The sequence below is a fragment of the Nostoc sp. NMS7 genome, from assembly GCF_017115085.1.
In the GTDB taxonomy this organism is placed as follows: Bacteria; Cyanobacteriota; Cyanobacteriia; order Cyanobacteriales; family Nostocaceae; genus Nostoc.
On the sequence record NZ_JABXKJ010000237.1, the window covers coordinates 71,907 to 91,388 of the forward strand.

The window sequence follows — 19,482 nt, forward strand, 5'->3', positions numbered from 1 at the left end:
GGAGTATATAGTCATTTTGTGGTATAAAACCCCACTTTATTTCTTCCTAAATCTGGATTATGACAAATGCATTCTTTGTTAATTTTCCCAGCAAAATGCGATTTTCCCAAATTGTCTTGACCGTTCAAAATGCCTTATACCAAAATCGCAAATTAAATGATAGAAATGCTAAATGTGAGATCAACACGTTGCAACAATGGCTAACAATCGCGTTTTATATGTTATAAAGCTCAGAGAAATTCATGTTAGGCGGAAACTACTCTATGGAACCAGATAAACTAAGCCGTTTTAAGGAGTACGGCGAATTCATCCTCCGAAAGATAGATTCTGTGCCCCAGTTCCCTTCTAAACAAGAAGATTGGGTTCCAGCTAGTCTTGATGACTGTCTCCTGCGTTTGCGGTCAGCTGCCCAGAAAACCGTAGACTTGGCAACTTCGCCTGTCAAAATTGGGGTGATGGGGGAATTTAGTAGTGGGAAAACCTTACTTTTAGGAAGTCTAATTGGATATGCAGATGGTTTGCCAGTGAGTGAAAACCCCACTACAGGTAATGTTACCGCCATACATATCATCCCGCAAGAGGAGTTCGCAACGACTCAATTAACTAATTTTACGGTGAAGTATCTTTCTCATGAAGGAGTACATGAGTGTCTACGCTTCATGCTAGGGGAAGCAAATAAACGAACAGCAGCAGCTGGACTTCCTCCTATACCAGTATCGAAACTCAACTCTGGGAAGGATATTATTAGCTGGTGTGAAGAAGCATGGAATAGTAGTAACAATTTGGAGCTACGTTATTTACTGCGGGAGTTGGTATTATTCCTGCGGGCTTATCAGGCCTATGGGGAAGTTATGTGTGGTGGGCGCTACCAGATTGATGCTATTACCGCACAGGAGGGGCTACAGCTAGTTGAACAGCCAATGGCAATCCAAACTCTGAAATTTGAGGATTTACCTCCAGCGCATATCAGATTACCGAGTCCACCCCAGAGGCTACCAACAAAGTTATTGCAAAACAGTTTCCCACTGATCCGCCGCGTAGATATCGATGTGAAAATATCACGGGAAATTTGGGATTTTACGGGTGCAGCTAAATTTATTCTCATTGACTTTCCGGGATTGGGGGCTGCTAATTCGGGAGCTAGGGATACCTTTTTGTCACTGCGGGAATTGGCAGAAGTACAGACGATTTTGGTATTGCTAAATGGGAAATCTCCCGGTAGCGATCGCGCCAACAAAATCTTTACGATGATGCAGCAGCAGCGACCGGGACAAGACCTGAAAGATTTAATTCTCGTCGGTGTAGGTCGCTTCGATCAACTACCCCTAGACAGTGAAGGTGGCGAAAGAGAACTTGACCAACTGATTGAAGATAGCCATTTGCAGGAAGAAACAGTTTTCCAAAAACTCAAAGTTCTGCAAACTACCATTGATGGTGCAGAAGCGTTTACAACCCAAAAAGACCGCATCGTTTTACTGTCGCCACTGTTGGGATTGGTTGAATTAGCAAAACGTTCTACTACAGTGAAAGCAGGTTCACCAGAGTTTTTAGCTAACTTAGACTATCCTGATTATTTAGATCGGTCTAAACGGCTGCAAGAGAAATGGGAGCTATTAAGTGAACAGCTGTTAAAATCTGATCCCCGCAGCAATTTGGGCAGACAGCTAGGTTACTTTGGTCAAGATGGAGGTCTTGGTAAGCTGCGGGAATTGATTCAAACCCACGTTGCTACTCATGGTTTGAAACAACTCTATGAAGATACTAAAAGAGCAGCTGATGTGGTGAGTCAGCAACAAGATCATTTGAAAGACATCATAGATGAAATTCACGAGCAAGGCATCCCTACAGGAGACAGTCCCGCTTTTATCGAATTGCGTTTTGTGGTGGAAAGCTTGGATAAAATCTACAGGAATTTCCAAAAAGATATCGGGAAAGAACCACTCAAAGACCGACGCGGTGTTGTCGTCAGCGATGTAGTGAAAGACGAACTGACATTTAGAATCCTCAATTGGAATCAGTGGACTTTACTCTTCAACAAAGCTAACAATGGAGCGATCGCTCTGGCAGAATCTAAAGGTGCAGCTGGGAAATTATTTGACCGAGGAAACCGCGTAAATAGTTCCCTGCCGACTAAGAGCGATGATTTTTATCCAGTATTTGAGAAAACCGTTAAAGAATTAGAAGATTTTGCCCGCGATCGCATCCATCAAGCAGTGGTAGATTTATTAAACCAATTATCAAATCATGTAGCCCCAGAACGCGAACAATTACAAGCATTTTTTCATCCAGAAATGGAGCAAGAAATCGAAGATAAATTTGGTTTTGAAGATGCTGATCTATTTTACAAATTATTACTAGGATGCGATCCTAACGAATGGAAAGAAGCAATCATCTCCGAAATTAGTAGTAAAGACAAAACCGTTGCACCCGAAATCATCTTTCCTTTAGCGCGTCAGGACGATAAACACAATGTTGGTCAAATCTTTGATTGGGCACCAGAGAAAAGCCAAGGTTTACCCAGATCCAGCAATCACCAACTTTTAGTTCTGCGACTACGAGATGAAATCACTGCTAGCGCCAGCCTGCATCTTGTGCAGTATGTTAGCGAAGTTAATCAGCAAATTAATTCAGAATTAGCAGGTATTTTGGATCAAATTATTCCGAGTTTGCAAAACATTTCAAAAAAAGAAACTTTGCTGAGATATTTGGCGGCTGGGGAATTGCCATCTGAGATACCAATTCCAACTTGGTTGCAGATTCTTTCAGAAATTGCCGCGATTTCTGACTCAGATGATTTGAGATAAGCTAACTCAGAAAAATTTAATTGAGCGAGTGCAACAAGAACAGATAACTGTCTTAGCTAAAAAGGAGATAATAGATGTAATCACAACGATGCCTACGGGGGGCTACGCCTACGCTGTTTATAAATTTGCCAACTTAAGTCGTGAAGAGGTAGAGGCTATGTTAGGAGTTAAGTTAGAAGAAACTAGGGTTTATCAAGAAGCTAAACAAGAAGGACGAGAAGAACTAAAACTTGAACTTGTACCTCAGTTCTTAGCTCTTAGTATGTCGATGGAAGACGTTGGCCAATTACTTAATTTAACCATTAAACAAGTAAGACTTGCAACTGAACAAGAATCTTCAACATCAACTTAGTAAGCTGTTGCGCCTTTAATTTGCACTAATATTTTTTCAACATGGTTGTGGGGTGGGCATCTTGCCCACCCTGATAATACAAGTTGTATAAGTAACAGCTTAACTGCCGCGATCGCCCAAGATAAAAAACCAGTGAACAACAGAATCATTTAATACTATAATGAACCCTTTCCAATTGAACAACTATACTGAGCAACAACCAAGTGAGAAACAACAAAAAAGATTTCCGGGATGGTTTGCTTTAGATTTTGGTACATCGAATTCAACAGTCACACTTTTCGATCCCATTGAAGTCCCGATCGCCGAAATTTTACCCAAAGAACAAGAAATGCGGTTGCGCGATCGCTTATCACAATGGCTAAGTTCTCCCGCTTCAGTAGCTTTACCAGATGTCAGCGCTGATGATTGGCAAAAGTTTATCGTAGAAATTAGTAAAAACCTGGAGATAGAACCAGAAAACTTAAGTGAAGTTTTTGAAAGTGATAATAAAGAGCGATTTTTAGAAGCAATTCGCCAAATTGAACTTTCTTTAGGAAACAGCGAGAGGTTCCGCCGTGCTGTCAGCAAAAAACTTTACCAAATCTATCATGAAGTGTTCCGCGTTCCTACCCTAGAGTCACAAAATCTGATCCCAGTTGTGCTGGATATTGATCGCCGCGATACGGAAATTCCCAGCGAGTCGGAAATTTCGCAGTTAGGGGACTTAAAACTGCGGATGGGTAGGGAAGCTAGAGATAACAGAAAAAAAGCGATCGCTCAAGGTACAAGTAGTTCTTTAAAGGAAATTATCAGCAGGTTTCATCATTCACCCAAACGCTATTTTGGTCAGGAGCGATCGTTTTCAGTTATTTTGGATGGTGAAGAAGAAATAATTACCGCTAATCAGTTAATACAATCTGCTTGGGCGCATTTAATCGAGTTAACTGAAGATTATCGCCAACGCGCACAACGCAGGTTTTCAGAAGGGAATTTTTTAACAGCAGTTGTCACTTACCCCACCGTCGCCCCACCGGTTGTTCGCAAGGAAGTTAAGGAATTAGTTGAGCAGTTGGGAATCGACGATGTGCAAACTGCTTATGATGAAGCTGTTTCTGTGGCGATATTCTTTTTGTGGCGAGAATTTGGCGGTAATTTGAACATTGGTATTGAGTCATTCAAAACTCGTTGTCGCCATGCTGGAAACAAATGGTCACAAAATGTTCTCGTTTTGGATATCGGTGGGGGAACCACAGACTTAGCTTTAATTGAACTGACTTTAGAAGATAAAACCCCTACCTTTGCTGATTATGAAGACCGAGGTTTAGGAGGACGTTACTACAAACTTACTCCCAAACTATTAGGATCATCCGGTCATTTACAATTAGGCGGTGAGTTAATTACACTGCGAATATTTAGATTATTAAAAGTTGCGATCGCCGACTTTTTATTGACAGCAGTAGCAACAGGTGATATTGAAAGCGAAAAGCTAGAAGATTTAATTAACTCTGAGTTAAACGAGCGCTTCTTAGAACAAGGTAAATTCAAAACTGGCAGTCTTTTAAAATGTCTGGACAGAGAGAATCCAGAAGGCGATATTGCTTACAAAGATGCTCTAGATACTGCTGAGAAAGTATTGCCCACCCGTTGGCAACAAGCACCTCAACGTTTGCAATCCTTTTATCTTCTCTGGGATTATGCAGAAGCAGCTAAACTTAAACTTGGACAAAAGCCACCAACCGAGAATTCTCTATTAACCTTCACACTTTCTGAGCAGCAAATTTCTGAACTGCTTACCCAAAGCGCCGTTAAATTGCAAGTAAAAGATCCAAATAGCATCTGCGTCACCCTAGATAACCAGCAATTTGAACGAGCCGCCGCTTCTGGAATTAAAGAAGCGATCGGTATTGCTAAAGGATTGATGGAAAGTCGTTTGCGTCCCGATGATATCACCAAAGATTCTTGGAATTCCCAAAAAGTTGATTGGTTAATTTTGTCTGGAAAAACTTGTAATTTAGACATAGTGCAGCGCCAAATCTATCAGGAATTTAGTAAGTCTCCATATTTTGTCTGGAATCCAGAACGGATTACCTTTGTGTTGGAATTTACCAAGCTAGCCACCTCCGCAGGTGCTTGCTATGCCGAGAAACTGCGAAGATTAAGATTCGATCCAGAAGAGTCTAAAAGCTTGCTGCGTAAGGGAGCTAACCAGCTAGAAATTGATGTCAAAAACCTGTTTTATTATTTGCCCTGCAACTTCAAACGCAAAACCCAAAGTAACGATTTATTAACTATATTCAAAGCTGGACAAGAACTTTATCAACTTGCACCTGGGGAAACTGTCGCCAAAGTTCGTACTCGCTGGCAAGGAATGCAATTAACGAACATTATCTACCGTCAAGACTATGAGGATGGAGATTTACGACTATGGGGTAGCTTTGACGGCAAAAACCTGATGAAAAAACTAGGAATGGAAGAAGTAGAGTTTCTGAAAAAAATCAAAGTCCAGTTTGAGATTGACCAAACCCTCGAATTTAATGTGTTGCTTTGTCAGGGAAATCCCCATTATTTAATTGATATTGCTGGCATTGATTTAGGAGCGGTAGTTTCAGAAGCATCAGCGTTATTTACTGATGGTAAATTGAACTGGAATATTGCTGTTGGACGCTTCCATAAAGACTTGAATGATGGTGATATTGCTGTCAATGTTATCGAGTCAGCAACTGTTGATCAACCAGATGCCTATCATCTTGTATTTGAAGTAGGAAATGATGGTAGTAGAAGATTTCAAAAATTTCACTATTTGCGCGATGGGGTGACGCAACCAGGAACCGGATTAATTAGTAATCCTTTACCTCCCTTCCCGCAAACTGGCCAGCACACTTTCTATGTTTATCAAACAGACGCCGAAACCAACAGTAAAAAATGGATAAGAATTGGCGCACTCAGCAAACCAGATGTCACTACAGATTATCCTTGCCAATATCGTGTGACTCTCGATGATCAAGGCATTCTGCGGATGCACGCTGGTGAAGTCCCTTACTGGACATCAAAAAGTCAAGAATGCTTGAAGGAAGAGGGATGTGTTTATGTTGCTGAATTAGAGTTGCAGCCCAACGAAGTTGATAAAGAACGTGATCCATTTTGCGGGATACATTAATTGGGAGCATCTCAATGAGTGTAAAAAACCTTGTAAAACCTCACCCCAACCCTCTCCCCTTCGACAAGCTCAGGGCATCGCTTGGTAAGGAGAGGGAGCAAGAATTTTGTTTCTCATCTGGTATATCTGCAAAACTGCCGCTCAGTTCACAGGACGGGCGAGATGCCCATCCTACAAGAAATATTGGGATATTTTATTACTTGGAAGTCCCTTAACGATCGCATACAGGTAATATTTGGAGGCAATATTCATGCAGCACTTGGGTCAATTATTAGAAATAAAAAACTCGGAGTTAGCCCGGTTATTGCGCTTTACTCTGTATGGACTAGAGGCTACTTTAAATCAGGCTCGCGCAGAATTTCCACTAGATCCAGGAGCCAAGGTATGCGATGATGTGCTGCAAGAACTTCATAGCCTGTTACAACCTGCACCCCCACAGCAAAATACTGGTTGGGAAGATGCGTCAGATGATTTAAAACTCAGTCACCTCCGGGAAGCTTTTAATTCAGATACAGAACTTAGTTATTATCTGGGTAATTCCCAACTACAAAGCCAAACAGACTCAGATTTGTGGAATGAAATTCAACGCAAACTGCTGCGGATACCAGAAGATTTGGCTGCATCTTGGCGATCGCGCACCTTGGATATGGCTCAAGAAGTTGGTGCGATCGCAGATCATTCTAATACCTTTCAACTTCCGTTTATCCGTGATGAAATTATCTACCCCGGTCTTAGTGGTACTATTCAGACTCAGGGATTAAGCTTGTCTCAAAAAGCACTTTTAAATTTTAAAGTTACCCAAGATAATACATCAGATATATTCGCAGGATTTCTATATTTATATCTAAAATTTATTGAAATTGACCCGGATTTACATCATGCCTTAAAAAGCGTTTTTAGCTTCGATGTTATCTCTTTACACTCTAAACCAGAACAGCGCCATCAATATATTGAGGCTTTAAGCGATCGCTTCCAACGCACCCAAAAAGCTGACGAAAATACTGATGCCCTCTTAATTTTACGTGCCTGGATTGACATGGACGAAGCGATACATTCACTAGTATTTATACCACCTGCTGAACGCTATTCTTGGTGGGGAAAGCTACAACACGAATCACGACGCATCCTGAAAAAAGTTGCTGATCAGGCAATTAATGCAGGTAATGAAGTGCGAATTCGCCAATTATCAGGGCTTTATGCAGATATCTGTGCTTTCTCTAAGGATGACTTACAACTAGACTGTGGTGGTATTCCTGGCGAAGTCTTAACTTGTCTTCGGGTATATGCGCGAATTAATCAGGAAGAATCTCCAGGTCGTGTAATATTTCGCTCATCACGGTAGTTGCTGGCGAGTTTGCTAATTCTTGAGATTATGAGGCAAGGCAGACAATTTTGCTAATCCCCGCCTTGCCTCATAATCTAATGAAGGTAAAAACGTTTAAATCTAGAGGATGCCCCAGAAGTGTAAAATCCCTTGACCAGAAAAGGCTTCAACTAGAACGATAGATAAAAAACCAATCATTGCAAAACGACCGTTCCAGTTTTCGCTCTGAGGAGTGAAGCCCCAGCGCAAAGCATTAGGATCTTCTGGAACCGAAAGCGTAGTCTTTTTAACGTCTGCCATAAATAATACTCCCAGCTTTTATGTTGTAACAGTTATGACTGCCTGTAAAGTAATGTAACAGAATTTTACAAAAATGCAACATAAACTCAGGACAAAATTTAGTTAGGGAATATATATTACGGACACGTAGTTTTATATTGGCAGGTTTGCGATGCCTACGGCGGTAAGCTACGCGCCAACAGCGAATTACCTATGACTCTACTAGCAGAGACAAATATAGGTAAGACAAACTGCTGTCAGAATTCCACATAGCACAATCACCTCAATAATTCGCAGGGAAAGATTGTTGTGAATAAGATTATTCATACGCCATAACTAAAATTCCACTCGAGGTTGATAGATGTAGAACGGGGCATAAGAATAATCAATAAACCTCAGTAGGTTACTTGATAAAATTGTAACCAGTAAGGAGGAAATTAACTCTTGCTTAGTCATTTCCATGCTTTAATAGCCAAAGTTGAGCTAAACTCTGGCATAGACAAATATTAAGAAAAGTTTGAAGACATGGCAGGAGTTCTGCATTTTACAGGATTTATCAAGGGAGTTACCTATAAAACTTGCTTAGGTGAAAATTTAAGTACGATTAATTTAGATGTATTTGATGTCAATAAAGAAAGGGGCTATGGATTAATAAAGTCACCTACAACTGAAATTGCTTATTCAAAATGGGTATCACCTAAGAGAACCAGAAGTTATCCATTTGCCAGAATTTATAATACATATAATTCATCGAAAGTTATAACTCTTATCCCGGTGATTAAAGATGAAGGTAAAGATGGCGATATAGATAAAATTCAATACTCTACAATTCCTTGGATGAATTTGCTTAATATATATATAATACTTGCTTATTATGAAACAGCCAAAAAAAGCACCAAAAAGGGGCAAATTAATAAGAATAAGTTGAGTAATCAGAAATTTGCTAATGATTTTGTTAAATTTCAAATCAGTGAAATATTAGCATATCGCCAAAGCGCACTCCATTGGAACAAAAATCTATTTGAAGAAAGATTTACACAAACTTTTGAAAAAGCTCTAAATTCTTATGATTCTATTTTTAATCAAACTGGAGTAATAATTCACTCACGAGAAGGATTAGATAAATATTTACATAAAATCAAAGACGAGTTTGAAGAATTTAAAAATATTTCTCTTAAAGGTTCTCAGAGTGCTAGTAAGAGGGAAGCGCTGACTTCTCACAAGCTAGAATATTTAGTGGATGGATTAAAAGCAACTTTTAGTATTGAAAACTATCTTGGGGGAATTTATTACTTGACTCCTGATGAGATAATATTTGAGAACAATATGTATATTATACAAGAGTCAAAAAATACTTCAAAAGCATCTTTGCCAAAGCTCCCTGATATTGAAGATGGTTTATTCAAGCTAATTTTATTTTCTAATTTAGATTCTTTAATATTGAAAGGCGAACCAGTATTGTTTGCTACCAAGCTAAAGCTTACAGGTAACAATGTTGTTGGTTCTATTGTTTTTCCAGATGCATCACTAGAAGAACTAGAATATTTTTTAGAAGTTAATATTAAAAATTTTAATACAAATCAAAAAGTAATTATCAAAAAATTGGCTTTAGAAGCTCAAAATAATTATAAACTTAAAATACAAGTATCCAGTAATTTTTAAACATTATAATTTTTGGTTATGCTCAAAAGTCCTCTACGATATCCTGGTGGTAAGTCAAAAGCAATAAATCAAATAGCTGAATACTTGCCAGAGAGCTTTTCTGAATTTAGAGAGCCTTTTGTGGGTGGTGGTTCTGTATTCATTTACGTAAAACAAAACTTTCCTAATTTAAAAATTTGGATTAACGATTTAAACCGCGAAGTCTTCTTATTCTGGAAGTTTGCCCAATCTGATCTGGTTCAGTTACTTAAAGAAATTCGACATATTAAAGTTAAATATACAGATGGCAAATTACTCTTTGCAGAATTGAGTAAGGTAGATGTCAACAATTTATCTGATTTAGAAAGAGCAGTTCGCTTTTTTGTCCTCAATAGAATTACTTTTTCAGGAACTATAGAATCAGGTGGCTTTTCCCAAGAAGCTTTTCATAAAAGATTTACTGATTCTTCAATCGAACGACTAGAAAAGTTAGAAAATCTTCTATCAGAAAATGTCCAAATTACTAATTTAGATTATAGTCATCTATTAAAATCAGAAGCAGAAAATGTATTTTTATTTTTAGATCCGCCATATTTTAGTGCTACAAAATCAAAGCTATATGGTAAAAGGGGTGACTTGCATACCTCATTTGAACATCAGAGATTTGCTGAACTTTTGCAACAATGTCATCATCGCTGGCTAATTACCTACGACGATTCACCGCAAATTCGAGAAAGTTTTCAATCGGCTAATATCTCTGAATGGGAATTGCAGTATGGGATGAATAACTATAGACAGAGTGGTGCGGCTAAAGGAAAAGAGTTATTCATTACTAATTACTATTTGGATAAAAAAGCTCAAAATCAGAACCTTGTGAATCCAGCTTTGCAGTTAAGCCTTGATTTTTTAACCTGACTTTGATAGCTGACAATTTTCCGGTAGGATAACTCCCATAGCTCTCAATATAGCTACAACATACAAACCTTAGCTATGACAACTTCCCCGATCGCTGCTCAAGAATCCTCTGTTAGCTGGTATATCCTGCTGCAACAATTAATAGATGGCCAATCATTGTCCCGTACTCAGTCTGCTGAATTGATGCAAGGATGGCTCAGTGAAGCGGTTCCCCCAGAGTTATCAGGGGCTATTTTAACAGCGCTGAACTTTAGAGGCATTTCTGCCGACGAGTTGACCGGCATGGCTGAAGTATTACAATCTCAATGTTCCCCACTCAGCGCTCACCAGTCAGCACTGACTACTGTAATAGATACCTGTGGCACTGGCGGAGATGGATCATCAACCTTTAATATTTCCACAGCAGTTGCATTTGTCGCCGCCGCCTATGGCGTACCCGTCGCCAAACACGGCAATCGTTCAGCCTCAAGTCTAACGGGAAGTGCCGATGTCTTGGAAACCTTGGGTGTAAACTTGAGTGCCTCTAGCGAAAAAGTGCAAGCAGCACTACAAGAAGTGGGGATCACTTTCTTATTTGCCCCTGGTTGGCATCCAGCACTCAAGGCGGTTGCCTCATTACGGCGGACTTTGAAAGTACGAACAATTTTTAATTTGCTTGGGCCGTTAGTAAATCCCTTGCGTCCAACTGGGCAGGTGGTAGGGTTATTTACTCCTAAGCTTTTGGCAACAGTTGCCGAAGCTTTACAGAATTTGGGCAAGGAAAAGGCGATTGTGCTGCACGGGCGAGAAAAACTTGATGAGGCTGGGTTAGGAGATGAAACTGACTTAGCGGTGTTATCAGATGGAGAAGTGCAGGTAACTACGATTAATCCTCTAGATTTGGATTTAACGCCTGCTACCATCGGTATGCTTCGGGGTGGGGATGTCCAAGAAAATGCGGTGATTCTGAAGGCGGTATTGCAAGGAAAGGGAACTCAGGCACAACAGGATGCAGTAGCGTTGAATGCGTCGTTGGCGCTGCAAGTAGCGGGTGTAATATCGTTGCTGGATCACGCCGAGGGTATTAAAATCGCTAAGGATATCCTACAAAGTGGCGCGGCTTGGACAAAGTTGGAACAGTTAGTTGAGTTTCTGGGGAATTGATTGGCGATCGCAGTTGCGGGCGGAATTCTACCACATTACGTTTAATCGTGACATCGTAGTTGCCAAAAAAATCATGTCCTAAAAGTCCAGTTTCTAATTCCGTACCGGCGATCGCTACTGCGACTTTATTCACTATTACTCCGCCAACTGCCATCGAATTAACATAGCCCACAGGAAATTCTACAGCTCTAGAACTAGCGGTGTTTGCCTTCGCTTTCCCCACTGGCACGATTCCCAAAGCATTGGCCATCTCCTGGGTGATGACAGTGCCACTGGCTCCTGTATCCACAATCATCTCAAATTTTTGCTGGCCATTGAAAGTGACTTCGACAATTGGCGTACCACCAATCCGCCTTTTAATCGGGGCTGTAAATACTGCTTGATCGGGAATCAGCACTACTGATGAGGGCAAACCTCGCTCTGGTGATAACGGTTTTGTTGCTACACGAGGTGATAGAGGTAAAGTGAACTTTGGTGTAGTTGCCAGCTGGGGAACAACAACCACTACCCTCTTAGGTGCAGCAACACTCACAGGGCGAGGATTAGCTTGCTGTTGGGCATATTTAATTTGCCGCCGATATTCAGTAATTTTGGTTTGAGCGATCGCAAATTCGACGCTTTGTCGCCGCACTTTTCGCATCAGAGCGATCGCATCCTGATACTGACTCACCACCAAATTCCAATCCTCTGGAGATTGAGCAGATTGGCTGATACTCCAAGCGCCAACAGCTTTGTCTCGCCCCATCTCAAAAAGACTTGGTTCACTTTCAGATGGCTCTAGTGGCTGCGCTTCTGGGATAGCTGCTGGTTTTACTGGTTCGACAGTCGGCTGTACTGATGCCAGATCCCCAATTGGCGTGGGTTGCTCATTGCCACCAGTCGCAGTGTTCCGTTTGTCTTCACTACAGGCAACACACAAAACCGCTAGAGCGCTTGATATAAAAATTAGGGTTGCACGGGATAAAAAAGACTGAAGCATAATTAATTCTAACTGCCCAAGCTTTGCCAAATCCATTCCCGCTACTTTATTTAATTCCCTTTTAATTTTAATTAACTATCCTAAAAATTCCCAATTGCTCAACTTATGAGATAATTAACAATTGCAGTATTGGAGAATAGGGAGTAGGGAAGAGTTTTCCCAATGCCCAATACTTCTCTACCAGAGGCTGCGCCAACGACTTCTCTACGAGACGCTGTTCGCGTTCGCTCAGTACAAGTGTCCAATGCCCAATGCCCAATCTACTATGACTGACGCAATACCAGCTTTATTTGTCCTGGCAGATGGAACGACTTATCGCGGTTGGTCTTTCGGTGCTACGGGAACCGCGATCGGAGAAGTGGTGTTCAACACTGGGATGACAGGCTATCAAGAAGTCCTGACTGACCCAAGTTACTCCGGTCAGATTGTGATTTTTACCTATCCTGAATTAGGTAATACTGGCGTCAATCCTGAAGATGAGGAGTCAGATCGGCCTCAAGTGCGAGGTGCGATCGCGCGTAATATTTGTCAGCGACCAAGTAACTGGCGATCGACACAATCCTTACCAGACTACCTGAAACAAAACCAAGTACCAGGGATCTACGGCATCGATACCCGCGCCCTCACCCGCAAAATTCGGATGTTCGGAGCGATGAACGGTGGCATTTCCACAGACATTCTCGATGAAGCGGAATTGCTAGAGCAGGTACTAGCGGCTCCCAACATGGCGGGATTGAATCTGGTTGGTGAAGTCACCACCCCAACGGCTTATGAATGGTCAGATGCCACAATTCCAGCTTGGGAATTTAACTCTGAGGCTGCGGAAAATCTTGGGGAACCTTTTACTGTTGTTGCCCTTGACTTTGGCGTAAAACGTAATATTTTGCGTCGCCTCACAAGTTACGGTTGTCGGGTGATTGTTGTGCCTGCTGATACCTCACCAGAAGAAATTCTCAACTACAATCCAGATGGTGTGTTTCTTTCTAATGGTCCGGGCGATCCTGCTGCCGTCACCGAAGGGATTGCAACTGCAAAAGCACTCCTATTAAGTCAAAAACCCATCTTTGGTATTTGTATGGGACACCAAATTTTAGGTCATGCACTAGGGGCAGAAACCTATAAACTCAAATTTGGTCATCGTGGTTTAAATCAGCCTGCTGGCTCACAACAACGGGTAGAAATTACCAGCCAAAACCATAGTTTTGCGATTAACCCAGATTCTTTACCTACGGCAGTTGTGGAAATCAGCCACCTGAACTTAAACGATCGCACCATTGCCGGGATACGTCACAAATCTCTACCTGTATTCTCCGTACAGTATCATCCAGAAGCCAGTCCTGGTCCCCACGATGCTGATTACTTGTTTGAGCAATTTGTTCAAGCCATGCGAACAGCACGTCAACCCCTTCTCTGCGAGACGCTACGCGAACGGGGAATTCAAAATTAAAAATGACGCGACGCTCGATGACTCGCTACCGCTTCGCTATCGCGGACTCGCTAACGCTGCGCTAACAAAATTCAAAATGAAAGATTTATTTTTGAACTATGCATTTTTAATTTGGAATTGGAGCAAAGCGAGAGTCAAGTTGTCGCATCTGGGATTAAATAAAAATAGCAAAATGCAAATGGGGGACTAGGGACAATACCCAATGCCCTATTCCAGCAGATTGTAGACAACTTGCTCAAAAACCATCTATACTTGAGCGTTCACTTTCACTCATGAGGAGGGAATTATTGCTGAACCACTAAATCTAACCGTTAGCCTGAGAGGCACTCGTGAAGTCCGGGATAACTGTCAGCTATTCCGCCTCACAGGTTTGTTAGATGCCTTTTCTGAGCCGACATTTCGCAAGACACTTGGCAGCAAGATTGACGAGGGACCTAAGCATATTATTTTGGATCTCTCACAAATCGACTTTATTGATAGCTCTGGTTTGGGTGCTTTGGTGCAGCTAGCCAAGCAGGCTCAAACTGCTGAGGGTACTTTGCAAATTGTCACCAATGCCCGCGTTACTCAAACGGTTAAGCTTGTTCGTCTAGAGAAGTTTCTCTCCCTGCAAAAATCAGTTGAAGACGCTCTAGAAAACGTCAAGTAGTATTGATTGCTTGAACCGAGAGATCAATTCAGCTATCCAGATTCAACATCGGATAGCTTGATTTTTAAAACTTCTGGCAGAAAACCTCTCTCCTTGTGGGAGAGGCACAAGGCCAGTTTAGCTATTATGTTTAAAGTTGAGTAATAACAAAGATATAGATACCCACTTCTGGTGTATGGAAAAAGTTGGCTAGAATATTCCGATAAACAATCAACTCTGAAAAAGTTGTCAGAAATACAAAGCCAGCAGATTTATCTATAGGTTAACTTGACTTGATACTGTATAATTAAAAATTGTCGCTTAGTAAGTAAGCATGGCAATGGGATCAAGCAACAGGGTGAGTTTGATGTGCAAATTTTACATTATCTTAGGCGCAGACTACAAGAAGTAGGCGAAATTAGGTTTATGGGCGTTGACATCAGGGTGATTTAAAATACCAAATCTCAATCAAAAAGAGGAAAGTAGTAAGTAGTTATGATATTAGTGATTATACTAAGTATAGTATCATAGCATACTTCAGAAAAATCAGTCTTTGCGAAGAATGCCTGCCAAATGTAGTCCGTCAAGGAATGATTTATTTGTGAAGTCAGAGGAGGAACTATTAGATGGACAAGATGAACAGGGCAAACAGAGTTTATCTTGGAATCAAGCACTCTTAGCAACCACAGCCCCATTCCAACAGATTTCCCTCTCCCAAGTGCAAAAAATTTCTCCTAGTGCTTTAGCATATTTGGGGGATGCAATTTATGAGTTGTATGTTAGAATTTTCTATCTAGTGCCATTGCAGCGGTCAGGAATTTACCATCGTCTGGTAGTGGAGCAGGTAAGAGCGGAAACTCAAGCGCTACATTTGCGATCGCTGATTCCACATCTCAGGGATACCGAATTAGAAATTGTCCGACGGGGTAGAAACGCCGCTACAGGACGCCCTAAGCGACTTAATCCCGAAATTTATCAACAGGCAACTAGTCTAGAAACCTTAATTGGCTACTTATATCTCACCGATTACCAGCGTCTAACTGAACTGTTGCAAATACTTCATGTAAAAAAAGAGTGAGAACTCAATTTCACTATGGCCACAACAGTAGATTAGGCTGAATAAATTCAGGTAATCGGGATAATCAACCATACGCTATATCCATAAGTAAAATGCAGAATAAACCAAGAAAAATCAAAACTTCTAGCGAACCCAATCGTGGACAACCCGTAAAAATTAAAGGTAAGCGTGTTGTTACTAATCCCACTGGCAATCCCAGAAAAACAGATAGCAATCCGATTTCTGTTGCTAGTCCCACTCGCAATCCCAGAAAAATAGATAGCAATCCGATTTCTGTTGCTAATCCCACTCGCAATCCCAGAAAAATAGATAGCAACGCGATTTCTGTTGCTAATCCCACTCGCAATGCCAGAAAAATAGATAGCAACGCGATTTCTGTTGCTAATCCCACTCGCAATCCCAGAAAAATAGATAGCAACGCGATTTCTGGCAACTACCGAGAACGAAATAGCAATTTATCCCAGCCGTCTGTATCTACAGCGACGGAAGATAGCGATCTCATCTACGGTCGTTATCCCGTATTGAGTGCGTTGCAAAATCAGCGCAATCTTAACCGTCTCTGGATTACTACCCGTCTACGCTACGATCCCAGCTTTCACCATTTTCTGCTCCAAGCCAAGGAAAATGGCACAGTTATTGATGAAGTTGAACCCAAGCGCTTAGACCACATCACCAACGGAGCCAATCATCAAGGAGTGGCGGCACAAATTGCTCCTTACGGCTACATCGAATTGGCGGATTTAATTGAGCAGTCCAAATCTGTAACCGATGCTGTAATTGTCGTGGCTGACGGAATCACTGATCCCCACAACTTGGGAGCAATTATTCGCACCGCCGAAGCAATCGGCGCTCAAGGATTGGTGATTCCTCAAAGAAGGGCATCTGGGATCACTTCCACTGTCATGAAAGTGGCAGCAGGCGCTTTAGAAAATTTTGCTGTATCTAGAGTTATCAACCTTGGTCGCGCTTTAGAAGAATTAAAAGAAGCTGGCTTTTGGATTTACGGCACGGCTGCAAGTGGCAGCGAACCCGTGCATACAATCAATTTTACTGGCCCAATCGTTTTGGTAATCGGCTCAGAAGGTGAAGGTTTGAGTATGTTAACTCAACGTTCCTGTGATTTCTTAGTATCGATTCCTCTACAAGGTAAGACTCCCAGCCTCAATGCTTCGGTAGCGGCGGGTATGGCGCTTTATGAAATTTATCGCCAGCGATCGCTAAATACGCTGTACTTAGATAAAATACAAAAAATCTCTTTGAAAAAATAACAGTAAGTAAGAGAGTATAAAGAAATGTAAAAGATAATCAAGTAGCATATCCTGTAACACCCTGTAGCACTTTATAAATCGGCGAAAACCATGAAAACCATTTGGCATAACCTCAAGGAAGTGTTGATTAACACATTTGACTACCTCGGCTTGGCTTGGTGGGTAGAGATTGTGACGCAGAATCCCCGGTGCACGTATTACTTCGGGCCATTTCTGAGTTCTTCTGATGCCAGATTGTCAAGCATTGGATATATAGAAGATTTGGAAACCGAAGGAGCTACGGGAATTGCTGTGCATGTCAAGCGCTGCAAACCTAATACCTTAACAATCGCTGAAGACTTGGGGGAAAGATTTGACCGCAAAGTACAGCCTGCCTTTGGCGGTCAAATGTAAGTTAGGCAAGAGTCAAGATAATTCGTAATTCAAAATTACGAATTATCTTTTTGGGAGTCAAAAACCTTTGGATTATTGACTCCCAATTACCTGTTGATGTTCTTCTAGCCAATGGTCAATATCATTCAGCACCAGCTGGGGAACTTCCCACGGGAAAAGATGGGCGGTGTTGGGATAGCACTGCCACTGAGAATTTTGGAGATGTTGAGCAGTTTCTAAGCTGGAATCAACTGTGATATGGCGGTCTTGTTCACCCGCAAGTACTAGACTAGGACATTGTATTTGTGGCAAATCTGGAACTCGGTTGTATCCTGATTCAATTGCACTATAGAGGGCGCGAGTAGCAGCACCAGAGGTTTGCAAATAAGCTGGTACTGCAACGCTTGCGATGTAGTTGTAACTGGTAGATGTATGTTGTTGGATTAGGTAGCGGAAAAGCGATCGCTTGCTAAAAGTTTCAATATTCCATTGCCAACCCGGTTTTATATAGTTTAGTAGGCCAGCAACGCCAGTATATAAATTATCTTGCCAAGTGATGGGCGGATGACTGCCACGGGGTTTTGCAGCTGTCCCCACCAAAATCAGCCCAGTAACGCGCTTTGGTAAACGTAATGCCAGTTCCATTGCCAGAATGCCCCCAAGTGACCATCCCAATACTAGGCACTTTTCAATTTTAAAGCGGTCTAGCAGCGCTTCTAAATCAGTCAAATGGTCATTCATCTCAAAATTCCCATTATACCGACTTTTGCCGTATCCACGTAAATCAGGGGTAAAAGTTTGATAACGTTTTGATAAATGATTGGTAAAGACAGAAAGACTACGACCAGTACCAGGATGGCCATGTAAGCCCAAAATGGGGAATCCTTGACCTTGGATGTAGACATTTAGAGGTGTAGCAGTAGTATGATTATGGCGATCGCTCATTAGTCACCGTTGTGAATTAGACTTAAAAATACAAATTTCCTCAGGATTACGCCGATTACACGATATCGCTGCAACCTGGAAACTACTCCACTCAAATTCTCTTTCTTTGTAGTTAGCGATCGCTGAGAAAATTTTCGTCACTCACATTCTCCTGCTTTTGTCAAGTATCCACATATCGCCTTGTTGTACAATCCTTTTCCTAGCTTATTTATAGCAATATTAAGAAAGATGTGACTAATGCGTAGCCGCCTGCGGGTGGGGTGTTATATCGTGTCCGGGTAATTAGTTGTGATTCCTATAGTCATTGCATCCCAAAGAGCCAAAGCTGCGCTTTCTCTCCCCTCCCCGCAGGCGGGGAGGGGATTAAGGGGAGCCAGTGCGGTCTTGGGGTCTCCCCAAGTGGAGCATCTGGCGTGTGGGGTTCTTCGGGTTTAATAAGTAATCAAGCGGACATGATATTAGGGACTTTTGTAAGAGGTCTATAGTACCAATGCATGGATACCAGAAACTTAAGGCAGTTGGGCGCTACCTTCTGAGTCAATTGCCTATTTTGCAATTATATGCTCGTGAATATAATAACAACTTCTAGCTGATAGACGATTGCTTTTCAATAGTAGTATCAATTCTCAACGAAAATCGGCGGGAATCCCATCCCAACAAGAGGGGTGTCCGGGATAGCCGCCCGCCTTTCCATTGTCATTAGTCATTAGTCATTAGAACCAATGACTAATGACTAATGACTAATAACTAATGACTTCGATTTACCCCCGGCTTGAAGCCGGGGGATGAGTTAACAAAAAAGAGGTCTTTTTCGACCTCTTACCAATTCCCTAAAATAATTTTCTATTTACAGAATTACGACAAGCCAGTATTAGCACCTTGCTTACCAGTTGCTAGTTCCACCTTGATGATTTTGCCGCCTGCTTTTTGAATGCGTTGCTGTTCACGGAACCAGTTCTCATAGGGAACTAGCTTAGTGAAATAAGTATTTTGCAGTTCGCGTTGGGTACGAATTCGGGTTTGGCTGGGAACTAGAGCAGTAATTTTAAACAAACGGGACATATTCTGAAAATCTCCTGTATACTTTGTGAAAACTTTTTTTATCTCAAAATCTTGAGTGCAAATCTTTTAATCATTCAAAGGCTGGAAATCAAACATCAATACTAGACCA

The 19,482-nt window shown here is 41.5% G+C and carries 18 protein-coding genes; 12 read left to right on the plus strand and 6 right to left on the minus strand.

What is annotated here, in order from left to right:
- The first annotated feature begins 263 nt into the window (after window positions 1–263).
- Window positions 264–2,804, plus strand: coding sequence for a proteasome protein (locus HWQ38_RS31315; protein ID WP_292801632.1), 2,541 nt, complete (start codon window positions 264–266; stop codon window positions 2,802–2,804).
- 19 nt (window positions 2,805–2,823) lie between these two features.
- The gene (locus HWQ38_RS31320; RefSeq protein ID WP_292801743.1) at window positions 2,824–3,156 is read left to right on the plus strand and encodes a hypothetical protein; all 333 of its coding nucleotides are present in this window, start codon (window positions 2,824–2,826) and stop codon (window positions 3,154–3,156) included.
- Here the strand turns inward: HWQ38_RS31320 and HWQ38_RS31325 are convergent.
- Entirely contained in the window at window positions 3,153–3,305 is a 153-nt protein-coding gene (locus HWQ38_RS31325) for a hypothetical protein (protein ID WP_292801634.1), read from the minus strand. The two genes, HWQ38_RS31320 and HWQ38_RS31325, sit on opposite strands and share 4 nt — an antisense overlap.
- Window positions 3,306–3,316: 11 nt before the next feature.
- Between HWQ38_RS31325 and HWQ38_RS31330 the strand changes: the two genes are divergently transcribed.
- Entirely contained in the window at window positions 3,317–6,292 is a 2,976-nt protein-coding gene (locus tag HWQ38_RS31330; protein ID WP_292801636.1) for a molecular chaperone, read from the plus strand.
- Between the two features lie 250 nt (window positions 6,293–6,542).
- On the plus strand, window positions 6,543–7,634 hold the full coding sequence (locus HWQ38_RS31335) for a hypothetical protein (RefSeq protein WP_292801638.1): 1,092 nt from the start codon (window positions 6,543–6,545) through the stop codon (window positions 7,632–7,634).
- A 102-nt stretch (window positions 7,635–7,736) separates the two neighbouring features.
- Here the strand turns inward: HWQ38_RS31335 and HWQ38_RS31340 are convergent, their stop codons facing one another.
- Window positions 7,737–7,916 carry a high light inducible protein gene (locus HWQ38_RS31340; RefSeq protein ID WP_292801640.1) on the minus strand — a complete coding sequence of 60 codons (180 nt, stop codon included), beginning with the start codon at window positions 7,914–7,916 and terminating at the stop codon, window positions 7,737–7,739.
- Between the two features lie 504 nt (window positions 7,917–8,420).
- Here HWQ38_RS31340 and HWQ38_RS31345 point away from each other — a divergent pair.
- The 3 genes from HWQ38_RS31345 (at window position 8,421) to trpD (ending at window position 11,594) form a co-directional block, all read left to right on the plus strand.
- The gene (locus tag HWQ38_RS31345) at window positions 8,421–9,557 is read left to right on the plus strand and encodes a hypothetical protein (protein ID WP_292801642.1); all 1,137 of its coding nucleotides are present in this window, start codon (window positions 8,421–8,423) and stop codon (window positions 9,555–9,557) included.
- Between the two features lie 18 nt (window positions 9,558–9,575).
- Window positions 9,576–10,451 (plus strand): DNA adenine methylase, encoded by an 876-nt coding sequence (locus tag HWQ38_RS31350; RefSeq protein WP_292801644.1) that lies wholly within the window; start codon window positions 9,576–9,578, stop codon window positions 10,449–10,451.
- A 75-nt stretch (window positions 10,452–10,526) separates the two neighbouring features.
- Window positions 10,527–11,594: an anthranilate phosphoribosyltransferase gene (trpD, locus tag HWQ38_RS31355; protein ID WP_292801646.1), complete on the plus strand. Its 1,068-nt coding sequence runs from the start codon at window positions 10,527–10,529 to the stop codon at window positions 11,592–11,594.
- Here trpD and HWQ38_RS31360 read toward each other — a convergent pair.
- Window positions 11,524–12,573, minus strand: a complete 1,050-nt coding sequence (locus HWQ38_RS31360; RefSeq protein ID WP_292801648.1) for a retropepsin-like aspartic protease — start codon at window positions 12,571–12,573, stop codon at window positions 11,524–11,526. The two genes, trpD and HWQ38_RS31360, sit on opposite strands and share 71 nt — an antisense overlap.
- A gap of 265 nt (window positions 12,574–12,838) precedes the next feature.
- Here HWQ38_RS31360 and carA point away from each other — a divergent pair, with 265 nt between their 5' ends.
- The 5 genes from carA to HWQ38_RS31385 all read left to right on the plus strand — a co-directional run bounded on the left by carA (window position 12,839) and on the right by HWQ38_RS31385 (window position 17,387).
- A complete protein-coding gene (gene carA / locus HWQ38_RS31365; RefSeq protein ID WP_292801649.1) occupies window positions 12,839–14,020 on the plus strand; it encodes a glutamine-hydrolyzing carbamoyl-phosphate synthase small subunit in 1,182 nt (393 codons plus the stop codon).
- Between the two features lie 283 nt (window positions 14,021–14,303).
- Window positions 14,304–14,669 carry an STAS domain-containing protein gene (locus tag HWQ38_RS31370; protein WP_292801745.1) on the plus strand — a complete coding sequence of 122 codons (366 nt, stop codon included), beginning with the start codon at window positions 14,304–14,306 and terminating at the stop codon, window positions 14,667–14,669.
- Window positions 14,670–15,210: 541 nt separating this feature from the next.
- Entirely contained in the window at window positions 15,211–15,726 is a 516-nt protein-coding gene (locus tag HWQ38_RS31375) for a ribonuclease III domain-containing protein (protein ID WP_292801651.1), read from the plus strand.
- Window positions 15,727–15,818: 92 nt separating this feature from the next.
- Window positions 15,819–16,994 carry a 23S rRNA (guanosine(2251)-2'-O)-methyltransferase RlmB gene (rlmB, locus tag HWQ38_RS31380; protein ID WP_292801653.1) on the plus strand — a complete coding sequence of 392 codons (1,176 nt, stop codon included), beginning with the start codon at window positions 15,819–15,821 and terminating at the stop codon, window positions 16,992–16,994.
- Window positions 16,995–17,084: 90 nt separating this feature from the next.
- Window positions 17,085–17,387 (plus strand): DUF1816 domain-containing protein, encoded by a 303-nt coding sequence (locus HWQ38_RS31385; RefSeq protein ID WP_292801655.1) that lies wholly within the window; start codon window positions 17,085–17,087, stop codon window positions 17,385–17,387.
- Between the two features lie 72 nt (window positions 17,388–17,459).
- Here HWQ38_RS31385 and HWQ38_RS31390 read toward each other — a convergent pair whose 3' ends face one another.
- The 3 genes from HWQ38_RS31390 to HWQ38_RS31400 form a co-directional block, all read right to left on the minus strand.
- Window positions 17,460–18,311, minus strand: coding sequence for an alpha/beta hydrolase (locus HWQ38_RS31390; RefSeq protein ID WP_292801657.1), 852 nt, complete (start codon window positions 18,309–18,311; stop codon window positions 17,460–17,462).
- Window positions 18,312–18,314: 3 nt separating this feature from the next.
- Window positions 18,315–18,452 (minus strand): hypothetical protein, encoded by a 138-nt coding sequence (locus HWQ38_RS31395; RefSeq protein ID WP_292801659.1) that lies wholly within the window; start codon window positions 18,450–18,452, stop codon window positions 18,315–18,317.
- Window positions 18,453–19,166: 714 nt separating this feature from the next.
- Window positions 19,167–19,373, minus strand: coding sequence for a phycobilisome linker polypeptide (locus HWQ38_RS31400; protein ID WP_012411143.1), 207 nt, complete (start codon window positions 19,371–19,373; stop codon window positions 19,167–19,169).
- Window positions 19,374–19,482 lie beyond the last annotated feature (109 nt).